At 72.8% G+C, this 14670-nt stretch carries 14 protein-coding genes; 4 read left to right on the plus strand and 10 right to left on the minus strand.

What is annotated here, in order from left to right; genetic code table 11:
- Positions 1 to 113: 113 nt before the first annotated feature.
- From ABZY12_RS31025 to ABZY12_RS31040, 4 genes are all read right to left on the minus strand, one after another.
- The gene (locus tag ABZY12_RS31025; protein ID WP_356896178.1) at positions 114 to 1214 is read right to left on the minus strand and encodes an acyl-CoA dehydrogenase family protein; all 1101 of its coding nucleotides are present in this window, start codon (positions 1212 to 1214) and stop codon (positions 114 to 116) included.
- Complete coding sequence (locus tag ABZY12_RS31030; RefSeq protein WP_356896180.1) at positions 1211 to 2392, minus strand: acyl-CoA dehydrogenase family protein; 1182 nt, start codon at positions 2390 to 2392, stop codon at positions 1211 to 1213. The genes ABZY12_RS31025 and ABZY12_RS31030 overlap by 4 nt, the downstream gene beginning before the upstream one ends.
- Complete coding sequence (locus ABZY12_RS31035) at positions 2389 to 3357, minus strand: NADPH:quinone oxidoreductase family protein (protein WP_356896182.1); 969 nt, start codon at positions 3355 to 3357, stop codon at positions 2389 to 2391. Before ABZY12_RS31035 ends, ABZY12_RS31030 begins: the two co-directional genes overlap by 4 nt.
- Positions 3358 to 3440: 83 nt before the next feature.
- On the minus strand, positions 3441 to 4025 hold the full coding sequence (locus ABZY12_RS31040; protein WP_356896184.1) for an XRE family transcriptional regulator: 585 nt from the start codon (positions 4023 to 4025) through the stop codon (positions 3441 to 3443).
- A 64-nt stretch (positions 4026 to 4089) separates the two neighbouring features.
- On the opposite strand from ABZY12_RS31040, the gene ABZY12_RS31045 reads away from it, so the two are divergent.
- Entirely contained in the window at positions 4090 to 5040 is a 951-nt protein-coding gene (locus ABZY12_RS31045; protein WP_356896186.1) for an NAD(P)/FAD-dependent oxidoreductase, read from the plus strand.
- A 145-nt stretch (positions 5041 to 5185) separates the two neighbouring features.
- Positions 5186 to 5962: a VOC family protein gene (locus ABZY12_RS31050; RefSeq protein WP_356896188.1), complete on the plus strand. Its 777-nt coding sequence runs from the start codon at positions 5186 to 5188 to the stop codon at positions 5960 to 5962.
- An 81-nt stretch (positions 5963 to 6043) separates the two neighbouring features.
- Here the strand turns inward: ABZY12_RS31050 and ABZY12_RS31055 are convergent, their stop codons facing one another.
- From ABZY12_RS31055 to ABZY12_RS31075, 5 genes are all read right to left on the minus strand, one after another.
- Positions 6044 to 6796 (minus strand): PIG-L deacetylase family protein, encoded by a 753-nt coding sequence (locus tag ABZY12_RS31055; RefSeq protein WP_356896190.1) that lies wholly within the window; start codon positions 6794 to 6796, stop codon positions 6044 to 6046.
- 17 nt (positions 6797 to 6813) lie between these two features.
- Positions 6814 to 7713 (minus strand): SIS domain-containing protein, encoded by a 900-nt coding sequence (locus ABZY12_RS31060; RefSeq protein WP_356896192.1) that lies wholly within the window; start codon positions 7711 to 7713, stop codon positions 6814 to 6816.
- A 72-nt stretch (positions 7714 to 7785) separates the two neighbouring features.
- Positions 7786 to 8916, minus strand: a complete 1131-nt coding sequence (locus ABZY12_RS31065; RefSeq protein ID WP_356896194.1) for a substrate-binding domain-containing protein — start codon at positions 8914 to 8916, stop codon at positions 7786 to 7788.
- A gap of 65 nt (positions 8917 to 8981) precedes the next feature.
- Positions 8982 to 10280 carry an alpha/beta fold hydrolase gene (locus ABZY12_RS31070; protein ID WP_356896196.1) on the minus strand — a complete coding sequence of 433 codons (1299 nt, stop codon included), beginning with the start codon at positions 10278 to 10280 and terminating at the stop codon, positions 8982 to 8984.
- Positions 10281 to 10433: 153 nt separating this feature from the next.
- Positions 10434 to 11540, minus strand: a complete 1107-nt coding sequence (locus tag ABZY12_RS31075) for a glycoside hydrolase family 5 protein (RefSeq protein WP_356896198.1) — start codon at positions 11538 to 11540, stop codon at positions 10434 to 10436.
- Positions 11541 to 11795: 255 nt separating this feature from the next.
- Here ABZY12_RS31075 and ABZY12_RS31080 point away from each other — a divergent pair, with 255 nt between their 5' ends.
- Together ABZY12_RS31080 and ABZY12_RS31085 are read left to right on the plus strand one after the other, a co-directional pair.
- A complete protein-coding gene (locus tag ABZY12_RS31080; protein WP_356896200.1) occupies positions 11796 to 12959 on the plus strand; it encodes a betaine/proline/choline family ABC transporter ATP-binding protein in 1164 nt (387 codons plus the stop codon).
- Positions 12960 to 13083: 124 nt separating this feature from the next.
- Positions 13084 to 14058 carry an acetylxylan esterase gene (locus tag ABZY12_RS31085; protein WP_356896202.1) on the plus strand — a complete coding sequence of 325 codons (975 nt, stop codon included), beginning with the start codon at positions 13084 to 13086 and terminating at the stop codon, positions 14056 to 14058.
- 199 nt (positions 14059 to 14257) lie between these two features.
- Here ABZY12_RS31085 and ABZY12_RS31090 read toward each other — a convergent pair whose 3' ends face one another.
- Positions 14258 to 14485: a hypothetical protein gene (locus tag ABZY12_RS31090; protein ID WP_356896204.1), complete on the minus strand. Its 228-nt coding sequence runs from the start codon at positions 14483 to 14485 to the stop codon at positions 14258 to 14260.
- Positions 14486 to 14670: the final 185 nt, after the last annotated feature.

Consider the following 14670-nt stretch of genomic DNA (forward strand, 5'->3'; position numbering starts at 1 on the left):
CCCCTCTTGAAGATCAACCGTTGTTGCGAACAACTCGCAATTAAACAGCATGTAAAGGGGGGCGGGCACATGGGCCCCTTACTTCGGCGGGAAGGCCCGCCGCTCCTCCGGCCTCACGCCGGTGCCGGCAGACCCACCAGTGCCGCGATCGCGTCCTGGTGATGCCCCGCCGAACCGAGCGCGATCTGATCGGCCTTGGCCCGCTTGAGCGCGAGATGCGCGGGGTGCTCCCAGGTCATGCCGATGCCGCCGTGCAGTTGCACGCACTCCTCGGCCGCGTGGACGGCCACCTTCGCGCAGTACGCCTGGGCGACGGCGACCGTCAGCGGCGCGTCGGGGCTGCCGGTCGCCAGGGCGTCGGCGGCCGCTCGGCCCGCCGCGCGGGCGTTCACGATCTCCAGCCAGAGCTGCGCCATCCGATGCTTGAGCGCCTGGAAGGAGCCGACGGGCCGGTTGAACTGGTACCGCTCGCGGGTGTGGCGGACGGTCTCCTCCAGGCACCATGCGGCGAGCCCGAGCTGCTCCGACGCCAGCAGCCCGGCGCCGGCGAGGAGGCCGCGCCGGATCGCCGCGCGGGCCGCGTCCGCGTCGGCGAGGCGCGTGCCGGTCGCTTCGGCCGTGGTGACCTTCGCCAGGGGGCGGGTGAGGTCGAGCGAGGTCTGCGGCTCGACGGTGGCGGAGGCGGCCGGAACGGCGTGGAGGCCGTCCGCGCGCGGCACGAGGAACACATCGGCGAGGACGGCGTCGGCGACCCCGGTCACGGTACGGGCGGAGGGCGCGGGGCCTCCGGAGGGGGTTCCCAGGGCGGCGCCGGGGCCCGCCGAGAGCGGCAGCGCGAGCACCGCCACCGTACGGCCGGCCGCGAGGTCGCCGAGCAGCTCGGCGACGGGGCCCTCCTCCGTGTCCAGCGCGAGCAGGGTCTCGGTGGCCACCACCGCGCTGGTGAGGTACGGCGCCGGGGTCACCGCGCGGCCCAGCTCCTCCAGGACCACGGCCGCCTCGCGGTGGCTCGCGCCCTGCCCGCCGAGCTTCTCGGGTACGAGAAGTCCCGCGGCGCCGATCTCGCCCGCGAGGGACTTCCACAGCCCGGGGACGTACGGGCTCCCGCCCTCGATCAGGCCGAGCAGCGTCTGCGCGTCGGCTCGGTCGGCGAGCAGTGAGCGGACCGCCGCGCGCAGGTCGTCCTCGGTCTCGGAGTAGAGCAGATCCGTCATCGGGCGAGGTCCTTCCAGGCGACGTCCTTGTCGTTGCGGGGCTCGGCGGGCAGGCCGAGGACACGTTCGGCGACGATGTTGAGGAGGACCTCGGTCGTACCGCCCTCGATGGAATTGCCCTTGGAGCGCAGATAGCGGTAGCCGGCGTCGCGCCCGGTGAAGTCGACCAGTTCGGGGCGGCGCATCGTCCAGTCCTCGTACAACAGACCTTCCTCGCCGAGGAATTCGACCTCCAGACCGCTGATGGCCTGGTTGAGCCGGGCGAAGCCGAGCTTCATCGCGCTGCCCTCGGGACCGGGCTGTCCGGCGGCGAGCTGCTGACGCAGCCGCTCGCCGGTGAGCCTGGCCACCTCGGCGTCGACCCAGAGGTCGAGCAGGCGCCGGTGGAGATCGTGGGTGCGCAGTTCGGGACGCTCGCGCCAGGTCGTGGCGACGGGGCCGATCATGCCGCCCTCGCGGGGGATCCGGGCGCCGCCGATCGAGACGCGTTCGTTCATCAGGGTCGTCTGGGCGACTCGCCAGCCGTCGCCGATCTCGCCCAGACGGTGGGCGTCGGGGATGCGGACGTCGGTGAGGAAGACCTCGTTGAACTCCGCCTCGCCGGTGATCTGTCGCAGCGGGCGCACCTCCACCCCGGGGTGCGTCATGTCGCAGATGAAGTAGGTGATGCCGCGGTGCTTGGGCAGGTCGGGGTCGGTGCGGGCGATCAGGATGGCCCACCGGGCGACGTGCGCGCTGGACGTCCAGACCTTCTGGCCGTTGACCACCCACTCGTCACCGTCCCGGACCGCCCGGGTGCCGAGCGCGGCGAGGTCGGAGCCGGCGCCGGGCTCGCTGAAGAGCTGGCACCACACCTCCTCACCGACCCAGAGCGGCCTGAGGAAGCGCTGCTTCACCTCCTCGGAGCCGTACGCGAGAACGGTCGGCGCGGCCATGCCGAGGCCGATGCCGATGCGGCGGGGGTCGTTGTCGGGCGCCCCGGCCGCGGTCAGTTCGGCGTCGACGACGGCCTGGAGCGAGCGGGGCGCGTCGAGTCCGCCGAGGCCGACGGGGTAGTGGACCCAGGCGAGTCCGGCGTCGAAGCGGGCGCGCAGGAAGTCGGTGCGCCCGGTGGTGGCGGGCGGGTGCTCGGCGAGCAACCGCCTCGTCCGGTCGAGCAGTTCTGCGGCGTCCGTCATGCGCCGGCTCCTTCCGGGAGAACGACCAGGCGGCCGGTGGTGACGCCCTCGGCGACGCGCTGCACGGCGTCCGCCGCCCCGACGAACGGGACCCGTTCCGTGACCAGCGGCTTGATCAGCCCCTTGGCGGCGTAGCCGGTGAGCGTGTCGTGGCAGCGCTGGATGGCGGCCGGGTCCTTGAGGTTGTACAGACCCCAGTGCAGGCCGAGGATCGAGTAGTTCTTCACCAGGGCGTGGTTGAGGGCCGGCGAGGGGATGGCGCCGCTCGCGAACCCGACGATCACGATCCGGCCCTCGAAGGCGACGACCTTGGCGGACTGCGCGTAGGCCTCGCCGCCGACGGGGTCGTAGATCACGTCGGCGCCCCGGCCGCCCGTGGCCTCCTTCACGGCGGCGACGACGTCCTCGGCACGTCGGTCGACGACGACGTCACAGCCGAGCCGCCGGGCGACGGCGGCCTTCTCCGGTCCGCCGACCACGCCGATGACGGTGGCACCGGCCGCCTTGCCGAGCTGCACGGCGGCGCTGCCGACACCGCCGGCGGCGGCATGCACGAGGAGGGTCTCGCCCTCCTTCAGGGCGGCGCGGCGGTGCAGTCCGAACCAGCCGGTCTGGTAGCCGATGTGGAGCGCGGCGGCCTCCGCGTCGTCCAGGGCGTCGGGGGCCGGGAGCACGGCCGCGGCATCCGCCACGGCGTACTCGGCGAGGCCGCCGTACGGGAGGGAGGGGGTGGCGATCACCCGGCGCCCGTCCTCGGTCTCGCCGCAGATCTCCACGCCGGGGGTGAACGGCAGCGGCGGCCGGACCTGGTACTGCCCCCGGCAGAGCAGGGCGTCGGGGAAGTTGATGTTCGCGGCGCGCACCTTGAGGAGGAGCTGCCCCTCGCCGGGCGTGGGCACCTCCACCTCGTCGCGCTGCATCACCTCGCCCGGCTCGCCGTTTTCGTGCACTCGCCATGCCTGCATGGAGATCCTCCACCAGCCGTCGTCCGTACTGCGCGGTCGGTTGGCATACTAAGCGGTCGCTTGCACCTGGTGGAACCTCGGACTCAGGACTTCTTCGGCCGAGCGCGCACATGCATCCGCTCGCCCTGGGGGCCGAAGAGGCTCAGGAACTCCACGGGCCCGTCGCCGGTCTGCCCGAACCAGTGCGGAACGTGCGTGTCGAACTCGGCCGCCTCCCCCGCCGCCAGCACGACGTCGTGCTCGCCGAGCACGAGGCGCAGCTTGCCGGAGAGCACATAGAGCCACTCGTACCCCTCGTGGACGCGGGGGTCCGGCTCCTCGGTGGACTTCTCCTGCACGACCTTGTACGCCTGCAACCCCCCGGGCTGGCGGGTCAGCGGATACATCGTGCGGCCGTGGCGCACGATCGGCTTGGCGCGGACGCGCGGGTCGCCGACCGGCGGCGCGCCGACCAGCTCGTCGAGCGGCACCTGGTGGGCGCGGGCGATGGGGAGCAGCAGCTCCAGGCTGGGCCTGCGCTGCCCCGACTCCAGCCGGGAGAGCGTGCTCACGGAGATGCCGGTGGAGGCGGAGAGATCGCCCAGGGTGGCCCCGCGCTCGCGCCGGATGCGGCGCAGGCGCGGGCCGACGTCGTTCAGTACCTCGTCGATGCGTTCGTCCTCGGTCATGGATTCATTGCAGAAACAGCAAGAAAGTTTGTCAAGCCCGTGAGGGTGGCGCGAGGGTCGGGGCATGAGCGAACACGAGCAGCCTCGGCAGTACGACGTGGTGGTGGTCGGCGGTGGTGCGGCGGGTCTCAGCGCCGCCCTGATCCTGGGCCGGTCCCGGCGCAGGACGCTGGTGGTGGACGCGGGCGCACCGCGCAACGCCCCGGCCGCCCATATGCAGGGCTACCTCTCCCGGGACGGGATGAGCCCGGCGGAGTTCCTGGAGGTGGGACGGCGGGAGATCGCCGCGTACGGCGTGGAGTGGACGGCCGGAAGGGTCTCGGGCGCGGTCCCGGACGGGGAGGACGGCTTCGAGGTCACGGTCGACGGCGCGCGCACGGTACGGGCGCGGCGGCTGATCGTCACCACCGGTCTGGTGGACGAGCTTCCGGAGATCGACGGGGTCGCCGAACGGTGGGGCCGGGAGGTGCTGCACTGCCCGTACTGCCACGGCTGGGAGGTCCGCGACCAGCCCTTCGGTGTGATCGCCCACCCGGTCATGGGCGCGCACCAGGCCCTGATGGTCTCGCACTGGTCCGACGACGTGACCCTCTTCCAGCACACCGCGGCGCCCCTGTCGGAGACGGACCGGGCGCGGGTGGCGGCGGCCGGCATCACGGTGGTGGCGGGCGAGGTGGCCGGCCTGGTCGTGGAGGAGGACCGGCTGACGGGCGTACGGATGGCGGACGGGCGGGTCTTCGAGCGGTCCGTGGTCTTCGTCGGCGGCCGCGTGGCGCCCCGGGACGAGCTGCTGACGGCGCTCGGCGCGGCCACGCGGGACACTCCCCTCGGCCCGTTCGTGGCGGTGGACGAGACGGGGAGGACCAGCGTGCCCGGGGTGTGGGCGGCGGGGAACGCCATCGGCGCCCAGGAGCAGGTGATCAACGCGGCGAGCGGCGGGTACCGGGCGGGCGCGGCGATCAACGCGGAGCTGATCATGAACGATCTGGACCGGAAGGTGGCGTCCATGACCTGACGCGCCATCGGTTCGTCCTCGCCCGACGCGCGCTGGGCCGTGCGGATGAAACCGGGGCGCTGCGGCTGCGGGGCCGGGGCGCCCCGGCAAGGATCGGCGATGGTGGCCGGACAGCCTCCGGAAGCGGAAAGACGGGACAGACCACATGCTCGGTACGGACTTCACCAAGGGCTCCCCCAACTGGCTCGACCTGGGCAGCCCCGACACGTCGGCCGCCGCCGCGTTCTACACCGGCGTCTTCGGCTGGGACTTCGAGTCGGCCGGCCCGGACGCCGGCGGCTACGGCTTCTTCAAGCTGGACGGCAAGACGGTCGCGGCCCTCGGACCGCTCACCGAGGAGGGGGCGAACTCCGCCTGGACGGTGTACTTCCAGTCGCCCGACGTCGATGCCACGGCGAAGGCCGCCGAGCAGAACGGCGGCACCGTCCGCACCGAGCCCTTCGACGTCATGGACGTCGGCCGGATGGCCCAGCTGACGGACCCGGGCGGCGCCGAGTTCGCCGTGTGGCAGCCCGCCTCGGTGAAGGGTCTGGAGAAGGCCTCCGAGGACAACACCCTGTGCTGGGCCGAACTCCATGTCGCCGACCCGCGGGCCGCGCTGGACTTCTACGAGAAGCTGTTCGACTGGCGGTCCCAGGACATGGAGGCACCCGGCATGACCTACCGGGTGCTGTCCACCGCCGAGGGCGACCAGCAGGACGCCTCCTTCGGCGGGATCGCCGAACTCCTGGACGGCGGAGAGGCGCGCTGGATCCCCTACTTCGGCGTCGCGGACACCGACGAGATCGTCGCCCGCACCCAGGGCAACGGCGGCTCGGTCCTCATGCCCGCGGCGGACGTCCCCGACGTGGGCCGAATCGCCTGGCTGGCGGACCCCTTCGACGCCGCGTTCGCCGTCCTCAAGCCCGCCCCGCAGATGTAGGACCGCCCGGTGACGGCCCCCGCGCCGCGGGGGCCGTCACGACGCCGGATCACGGCACTGACAACGCCCCGGCCGCGCGGCTCAGCGGGCAAAGACCTCGAACGCGACCGTCGGGCGGCCGCCGAAACGGGGCGCGAAGCGGTCGTTGTTGGCGGCGAGGAAGGTGCGGACGTAGGCCTCCGGGTCCTCGTCCGTGAGGGCCTCGATGTAGGCGCGGTGGGCGAGGAGGGAGTGGACGGAGCGTTCGAAGCCGGGGGTGGCGTCGACGGCGTGGGTCGGGGTGGTCGAGCCCGCGACCGCGACCCAGCGGACCCCGTTCCACGGCTCCAGGCCCTGCTCGACCAGCTCCGGGAAGATCCATCGGTTGCCCGCGTCGCCCGCCGCGTCCAGCGTGGCGCGCCCGACCGCGACATGGTCCGGGGTGTTCCAGGCGCCGCCGACCGCCGGGCCCCAGGTGTCCCGGTGGTTGAGGGTGACGACCAGCTCCGGGCGGTGGCGGCGGATCGCCGCGGCGATGTCCCGGCGCAGGCCGAGTCCGTACTCGATCACCCCGTCCCGGTGGTTCATGAACTCCACCGTGGACACCCCGACGACGGCCGCGCTGTCCCTCTGCTCCTGTTCGCGCAGCGGACCGCAGGCAGCGGGGTCGAGGGAGTCGATCCCGGCCTCGCCCCGCGTGGCGAGCACGTAGGCGACCTCCTTGCCGGCGTCCGTCCAGCCGGCGACGGCGGCGGCGCAGCCGTACTCGAGGTCGTCGGGGTGGGCGACGACCGCGAGGGCGCGCTGCCAGTCGCCCGGCATCTCTTCGAGTGGCGCGGTGTTCGTGTCGATCATGGGCGCAGGATACGGGCTCACACGGCGACCGGCCCGGAGAGGATCACCGAGCGGGACACGTGCCGGGGCCGGTCCGGGTTGAGGCCGCGGCGGGCCGCGAGGGTGACCGCGAGCCGCTGCGCGCGCACCAGGGCCGCCACCGGGTCGATCGCGTCGGCCGCGAACAGCGCGCCGGTGGTCTCCACTTCGTCGCGGAGTCCGGCCGGGGCCGGGCCGAGGCACCACACCAGGCTGGAGCGGTCGCTGATGCTGATCGGCCCGTGCCGGTACTCCATCGCGGCGTACGACTCCGTCCAGGCGCGGGCCACCTCGCGGAGCTTGAGCGCCGCCTCGTCGGCGAGCCCGACCGTCCATCCCGTGCCGAGGAAGGTGAACTGGCCGCGCCGCTCCCAGGCCCCCGGGAGCGGTTCGTAGAGGGCGAGTTCGGCGTCGGCGATCGACGGTCCCAGGTCCACGCCGAGGCCGGCGCGCAGCAGTTGGAGGGCCGTGGTGGCGAACCGGGTCTGGACGACGGAGCGTTCGTCGGCGAAGCCGAGGCCGATCACCCGGTCGGCGTGGTGAGCGGCCCGGCTGTCGGGGACGCCGGTCAGGACGAGCGTCGGGGTGCGGCCGGCGGCCCGGGCCAGCAGGTTCACCACCTCCGTCGTCGTACCGGAGCGGGTGAGGGCGAGGATCCGGTCGTATCCGCGGCCCAGCGGGGTCTCGTCGGAGGCGGGGAAGGCGTCGGTCTCGCCCTCGCCGAGCGATTCGCGCAGGGCGGCGTAGGCGCGGGCGATGAAGTAGGACGTGCCGCAGCCGACGACCGCGATCCGCTCCCCGCGGCCCGGCAGCAGGGCGGCGTGCCCCGCCGCCGTCTCGGCTGCGCGCCGCCAGCAGTCGGGCTGGCTGGCGATCTCCGCGATGACGTGGGTGGTCATGTCCGGGTCCTCTCCTGACGGGTGGTCCGGACCGAGTTCTATCCGCACACGTCAAGAGCGAACAATGAGCAATCAGTGCTCACTGCTTGGACTTTTGCGCGCCGCCGCCCCGCAGGAGGCCCTGATCACCAGCCGGGGCCGCAGCCGCACCTGGTGCAGCGGGGAGGCGTCCCCGTCGGCGAGCCGGCGCAGCAGGATCTGCGCGGCGAGTCTGCCGACCTGGTACTTGGGCGGCGAGACGGCGGTCAGCGGGGTCTCGGCGACGTCCGCGAACTCGTTGTCGTAGCTGATCAGCGCGAGGTCCTCGGGGACGCGCAACCCGGCGCGGCGAGCGGCGGCCAGGACGAGGGCGGCCTCGCGGTCGCCGAAGCAGAGCCCGGCGGTGACCCCCGCCGCGCGGGCATCGGCGACGACCCGGTCGGCGCGCCCCGGGTCCCAGCCGTGCCGGTCCTCCCGCACGTGGAACGGGGTGTGCAGACGGAGGTCGGCCACCGCCCGGGCGAAGCCCGACTCGATGGGCGCGGTGGTGGGCGCGTCGGAGCGTACGAGGAGGGCGAGCCGCTCGTGTCCCAGCGCCCGCAGATGGCGCACGGCGTCGTAGGCGCCGCCCTCGTGGTCGGTGCAGACGTGCTCGGTGGGGTCGCCGGGTCCGTGCGTCGCGGCGAGGCGGCGCTCGACGAGGACGGCGGGGACGGGCAGGGCCAGGAGCTCCTCGGCGCGCCGGCCGGGATCGACGGCGGTGTGCAGGGTGGGCACGAGCAGCAGCCCGTGGACGCCGGAGGACAGCAGCCGGCGCACGGCGGCGTCCTCCTCGGCGGGGTCGTAGTGCGAGCAGGCCAGGACGAGCCGGGCGCCCGCCGCGGCGAGTTCCCTCTCGATGCCCTGGAGGACGCGGGGGTAGTAGAAGGCGGTGTCGGGGACGAGGACGCCGACGATCCGGCGGTCGCCCGGCTCCTCCTCGGGGCGGTGCGCGGCGAACGTACCCGCGCCTTGGCGGCGTTCGACCAGACCGAGGGCGACGAGGTCCTCGTACGCCCGGCGGACCGTGGTGACCGACAGTCCGGTCTCGGCGGCCAGGGCGCGCTCGGTGGGGAGTTTGCTGCCGGGGGGCCAGGTGCCGTCGAGGATCCCGCGCCGCAGTTCGGCCATGAGGGCGCGGAACTTCAGCTCCCGCCCGGACGCCGGAATCTCGTCGCGTGCCACCCGGGCCCCCCGCCGACTCGCCTCGATTGCTCTCCGATTGCGCGGCGAATCCTATCCCCGGACGATCAGATCTCGCCCCGTGCGAGGGCGAGCAGCCGGTCCAGGACGCGCGGCCCGCCCGCCCGTACGCCGTCGTGCTCGAACTCGTCGGTCACCCAGGTCCGCAGGCCCCGGACGGCGCGGGCGGTCTCCAGGGAGTGCGCGGTGTCCACGTACAGGTCGTCGTGGTAGACGGCGGCGGCGACGGGCACCTCGTTGGCGGCCAGCCGAGCGGGGTCGTACAGCGGGGTCCAGTCGGCACGTTCGGCGAGGAGGTGGGCGGTCTCGCACAGCGGGCGCAGGGCCGGGTCTGTCTCGAAGTGCCAGGGGTGGACGGCCTCGCCGGTGAACAGGAGCGGGTCGTCGCCGGCCAGGGTCTTCTCGGGATCGAACGCGGGGAACTCGGCGCGGACGCGTTCGGCGGCCCAGGCGGTGGGGGTCTGTCCCTGGGCGTAGCACGCCTCGTGGAGCAGGGCGTAGAGCGGGTGTCCGGCGTACGAGAGGAGGGCCTGCGCGTTCTCCAGGAAGGCGTCCGACAGGGCGGGTCCGCCGAGTGTCGGGACGAAGGCGTCCTCCAGGAGGTGGTGGAGCTGGTGGGTGCCCTCGCCGGTGCCGAGGAGGCTGCCGAGGGACTGGAAGGAGCGCGGGGTGAGCAGTCCGCCGTTCGGCAGGGTGACCGGGTGCTCCATGAGGTGGGCGGCGATCCGGCGGGCGCGTTCGACGTCCTGCGGGTAGCGGGCGTAGTGGGCCTCGGCCTTGCGCCGCATACGGGGGAAGGCGGTGCGGTAGACCTCGTCGGCGGTGGCGTACAGGGAGGGCAGGCCGCCGGTGACGAGGACGGTGTTCAGCCCCTCGGGGGCGGTGGAGAGGTAGTGGGTGGCGCAGAAGCCGCCGAAGCTCTGGCCGAGGACGGTCCAGCGGGCGCCGCCGGTGAGCCGCCGCCGGATCAGCTCGCAGTCCTTGACGATGGAGTCGGCCCGGAAGTGGGTGAGGTAGTCGGCCTGCCGGCTCGGTGTGCCGCGCAGGGGAAGCGTCTGGCGGTTGGCGGGGGTGGAGTTCCCGGTGCCGCGCTGGTCGAGGAGGAGGACGCGGAACTCCTGGACGGCCCGGCCGAGCCAGGCCCGCGGGCCGATGAAACGGCGGGCCCCGAAGCCGGGCCCGCCCTCCAGGTACACGAGCCACGGCAGGTCCGCTCCGGCCTTGTCGCTCGCCACGGCCTCGCGGCCGTAGACCTCGATCTGCTCGCCTTCGGGCCGGGCGTGGTCGAGCGGGACGGTGAAGCGGTGGTCGGTGAGGACGAGGCCGGGCTGGCGGTAACTGGTCAACGCTGCTCCTGTTCGATACGCCCCCGCCCGGACAGTGGACCACAGGGCGAGGGCGTACCGAAGGAGGAGATGCGCGCGGCAGGCGCGGTCAGCGGAAGCCGGCGGGAACCGCGGTCGGGAAGTGCGATGGAGAAGTGCGGTCGGGAAGTGCGGTCAGGAGGTCGGGAAGTTGTCGGCCGTCCTGATCCGGTCGCGGATCCAGACCCCGGCGGGCTTGAGGGAGCTCGTACCGGCCCACGGTCCGTTGCCGGAGCACGTGCCGGACTTGAAGACGGCGCCGCTGCGGTGGTCGTCGGAGAAGTTCCAGTTGACCCAGCTGATCTTCTTGGCGGCCATCAGGTCGAGGAAGCGCTGGGACATGGCGAAGTCGTTGGCGCCCTCACCGGCGTAGTTCTGGGTGCCGAACTCGGTGACGAAGACGGGCAGCTTGCCGGCGGCGCGGGAGAGCGTGTTCAGGTACGCGTCCCGGTGCGAGTACGCGTAGAAGTGGAAGGTGTACATGATGTTGGAGGCCCTCACCGGGTTGGCGACGATCTCGGACTCGTCGGCGCCCTCGGATACGCCGAGCGAGGACCACGCGCGCGTGCCGACCAGGACCGGGGTCTCGGCGTCCTTGGCGCGGATGACGGGGATGAGCTGCTCGGCGTAGCTCTTGATCCGGGACCAGGAGACGCCGCTGGGTTCGTTGGCGATCTCGTAGAGCAGGTTGGTCTTGGAGCCGTGGCGCTGGGCGATCTCGGTGAAGAAGGTCTTGGCGCGGGCGAGGTTGTGGTGCGGGTCGCCGGGGTCGAGCATGTGCCAGTCGACGATCACGTACATCCCGCGCGCGGTGGCCTGTTCGATGAGCGAGTGGGCGAGGTCGGTGTACTTGCGCGGGTCGGTCTCGTATCCCCCCTCCTGGACGTAGGTGGAGACGCGCAGGACGTCGGCCTTCCAGTCCTTGGCGAGGGCGTCGAGCGAGCCGCCGGTCAGGCACTGGCCGTACCACTGGGTGCCGTGGCTGGACATGCCGCGCAGCTGGATGGGGTTGCCGTACTGGTTGCAGAGCTTGGTACCGCAGACCTTGAGCTGTCCGTTGATCGCGGCCGGGGTGCCGGCGGGCGGCGCGGCGGCGGTCCTGGGCTCCGCGGCGGCGGGGGCGGCGGGGGTGGCGACCGCTGCGGGCGGTGCGGCGGCGAGACCGAGGAGCAGGGCGGCCACGCCGGTACCGGTGGCGGCCAGGGAGCGCATGCTGAGACGTGCCGATCGTGCCGATGTCATGGGGGTCTCCACGGAACGATGGATTGGAAGGAAAGTTTCCTAACGAAGAGATAGCAGCCGGACGGAGAGACCCGCAAGGGTCATGACAAGAGACGGCGTCCAGCGGGCCGCCGACGGCGTCGGACGACCCGCTCGCACGGCGCACTCGGACGACCCGCTCGAGCGACCCGGTCGGACGCCCCTCACGCCCCCCGACGGTCCTCGGACGGTCCCGGCCCCCGTGCGCGGCGGGCGCGCGGCTCCCAGCGTGGATCCATGATCCGGTTCGAGCAGGTCAGCAAGGTGTACGCGGACGGCACGACGGCCGTCGACGGCCTCTCCTTCGACGTCGCGGAGGGCGAACTGGTCACCCTGGTCGGCCCGTCCGGCTACGGAAAGACGACCACGATGATGATGGTGAACCGGCTCATCGAGCCGACGTCGGGCCGGATCCTGGTGAACGGCGAGGACGTCTCCACCCTCGACCCGGTCAGGCTCCGCAGGAAGATCGGGTACGTCATCCAGCAGGTCGGGCTCTTCCCGCACCGTACGGTCCTCGACAACACCGCGACCGTCCCGGTGCTCATCGGCTGGAAGAAGGCGAGGGCCCGCGAGCGCGCGGCCGAACTCCTCGATCTCGTCGGCCTGGACCCGAAGACCTACGGCCGGCGCTACCCCGCCCAGCTCTCCGGCGGTCAGCGCCAGCGCGTCGGCGTGGCCAGGGCGCTGGCCGCCGACCCGCCGGTGCTGCTGATGGACGAACCGTTCGGAGCGGTCGACCCGGTGGTGCGCGAACGGCTGCAGAACGAGTTCCTGAACCTGCAGGCCACCGTGGGCAAGACGGTCCTCCTGGTCACCCACGACATCGAGGAGGCCGTCCGGATGGGCGACCGGATCGCCGTCTACGGCCAGGGGCGCATCGAGCAGTTCGACACGCCCGCGGCCGTCCTCGGCACGCCCGCCACGCCGTACGTCGCCCAGTTCGTCGGCGCGGACCGCGGCCTCAAGCGGCTCTCCGTGACCGCGATCGAACCGGAGGACCTGGAACAGCCGCCGGTGGCCCGCCTGGACGAGACGGCCTCCGCCGCGGCCGCCCGGCTGCGGCCCGACGGGGCACGCTGGGCGGTGGTCCTCGGCGGCGACGGGGACCTGCACGGCTGGGTCGCGGCCGACGCCCTGGCCGTGGCCGGCGAGGAGGGCACGGTCGGCGATCTGGCACGCCGGATGGAGGCGTGGGTACCGGTCGGGGCGCCGCTGAAGCAGGCGTTCAGCGAGATGCTCCAGCACGACGCCGGCTGGGTGGCGGTGCTCGACGGTACGCGTTTCCTCGGCGTGCTGACGCCGGCCGAACTCCATGAGGCGCTGCGCCGCTCGGTGGACGCCGACGCGCAGGGGGTCCGTCGCCACGAGGTCGAGTTCGACTCCGTCGCGCACGCGTGAGAATCCGACGATCCACTTTTCGTTCATACCTATGAACTCCGCATGTGGACACGTACCGTGAGGGCCATGGCCGGAGCGACCGGTCAAGGGGCTGGAAACGGCCTCTCGTGAACAGGCGGTGCGCATGGCCCGGTTCGATCTGCCCCTCGACCAACTCCGCGCGTACCGCAGCGCTTCCGAGGAGCCGGAGGACTTCGACGCGTTCTGGAACGGGACGCTCGACGAGGCGCGGGGCCACGAACTCGACGCGCGCTTCGAGCCGGTCGAGACCGGGCTCGCCACGGTGCGGGTGTACGACGTGACGTTCGCCGGATTCGGCGGGCATCCGGTCAAGGGCTGGTTCGTCCTCCCCGCGAGCGCGTCCGAACCGCTGCCGCTGGTGGTGGAGTTCATCGGGTACGGTGGCGGCCGCGGCCTGCCCCACACGCATCTGCTCTGGGCATCCGCCGGATTCGCGCACTTCGTGATGGACACCCGGGGCCAGGGAAGCGGCTGGGCGAACGGCGACACCCCCGACCCCGTGGGCAGCGCGCCCTCGTTCCCCGGCTTCATGACGCGAGGCGTGGAGGACCCGTACGCGTACTACTACCGGCGGGTGTTCACCGACGCCGTCCGCGCCGTGGAGGCCGCCCGCTCGCACCCGCTGGTGGACGCGGCCCGCACGGCGGTGACGGGCGTGAGCCAGGGCGGCGGCATCACCCTGGCCGTCGCCGGCCTGGTGCGCGACCTGGTGGCCGTCGCACCGGACGTGCCGTTCCTGTGCGACTTCCCGCGGGCGACGACGCTCACCGACCGCGCGCCGTACCGCGAGATCGGCGATTACCTCAAGACGCACCGCGGCCGCACGGAACAGGTCCGGCGCACCCTCGCCTACTTCGACGGGGTCCACTTCGCCGCCCGTGCCACGGCCCCGGCTCTCTTCTCCACGGCGCTGGAGGACCTGACGTGCCCGCCGTCGACGGTGTTCGCGGCGTTCCACGCGTACGCCCACGACGAGAAGCGCATCGAGGTGTACGACTTCAACGACCACGAGGGCGGCGGCACCTTCCAACAGGCGGCCCAACTGCGCTGGCTGCCGGACCGCCTGCGTGACCGGTGACAGGGAGACACCCTGGAGCGGTGCCGAATCGAGTGGTGGCAGCGGGAGTCGGTCTCGCGCCGGTAACGGCTCACCGCGAGGGCGGCCCTGCGGCAGCCGTGCGCCCTCTGGCGGGTGCCATCGCCTCCGCGCCGCCGCCCTCACCGAGGCGACGGGTCCTCTTGTGCCGCGCCGCCGGTGGGCGGCGCGGGCGCGCCCGTCAGGCCTCACGGACGAGTGAGTCGACGATCGATGCGACCGTCTTCTCGGTGATGCCCGGGTGGAGGAACGCCAGGCGTGCGACGGTCTCCCCTTCCCAGACGCCGGGCGGGACGAACGCGAGCCCGGCGGCGAGGAGGCGCTTGGACCAGGCGTAGTAGTCCTCCGATCGCCAGCCGGCACGCCGGATCAGGACGACCGTCGGCTCGGGCTCGCGGAGCACGCGCACGCCGGCCGGGACGGGGCGACGGGACAAAGGGACCGGCCGGGCAGGAGGGATGCGCTGCTAAGCTGCCAGGGACGTAGACCTTGTATCGAGGAGTCGCAGACGTGGTGGGTGACGACGACATCTCCGGGTGAGATCCGGATCTGACGGCCACCGGACGCGCTGAAAAAGCGCCGCCGAAGTGGCCC

It is taken from the genome of Streptomyces sp. NPDC006551 (genome assembly GCF_040611675.1).
Taxonomy (GTDB): Bacteria; Actinomycetota; Actinomycetes; order Streptomycetales; family Streptomycetaceae; genus Streptomyces.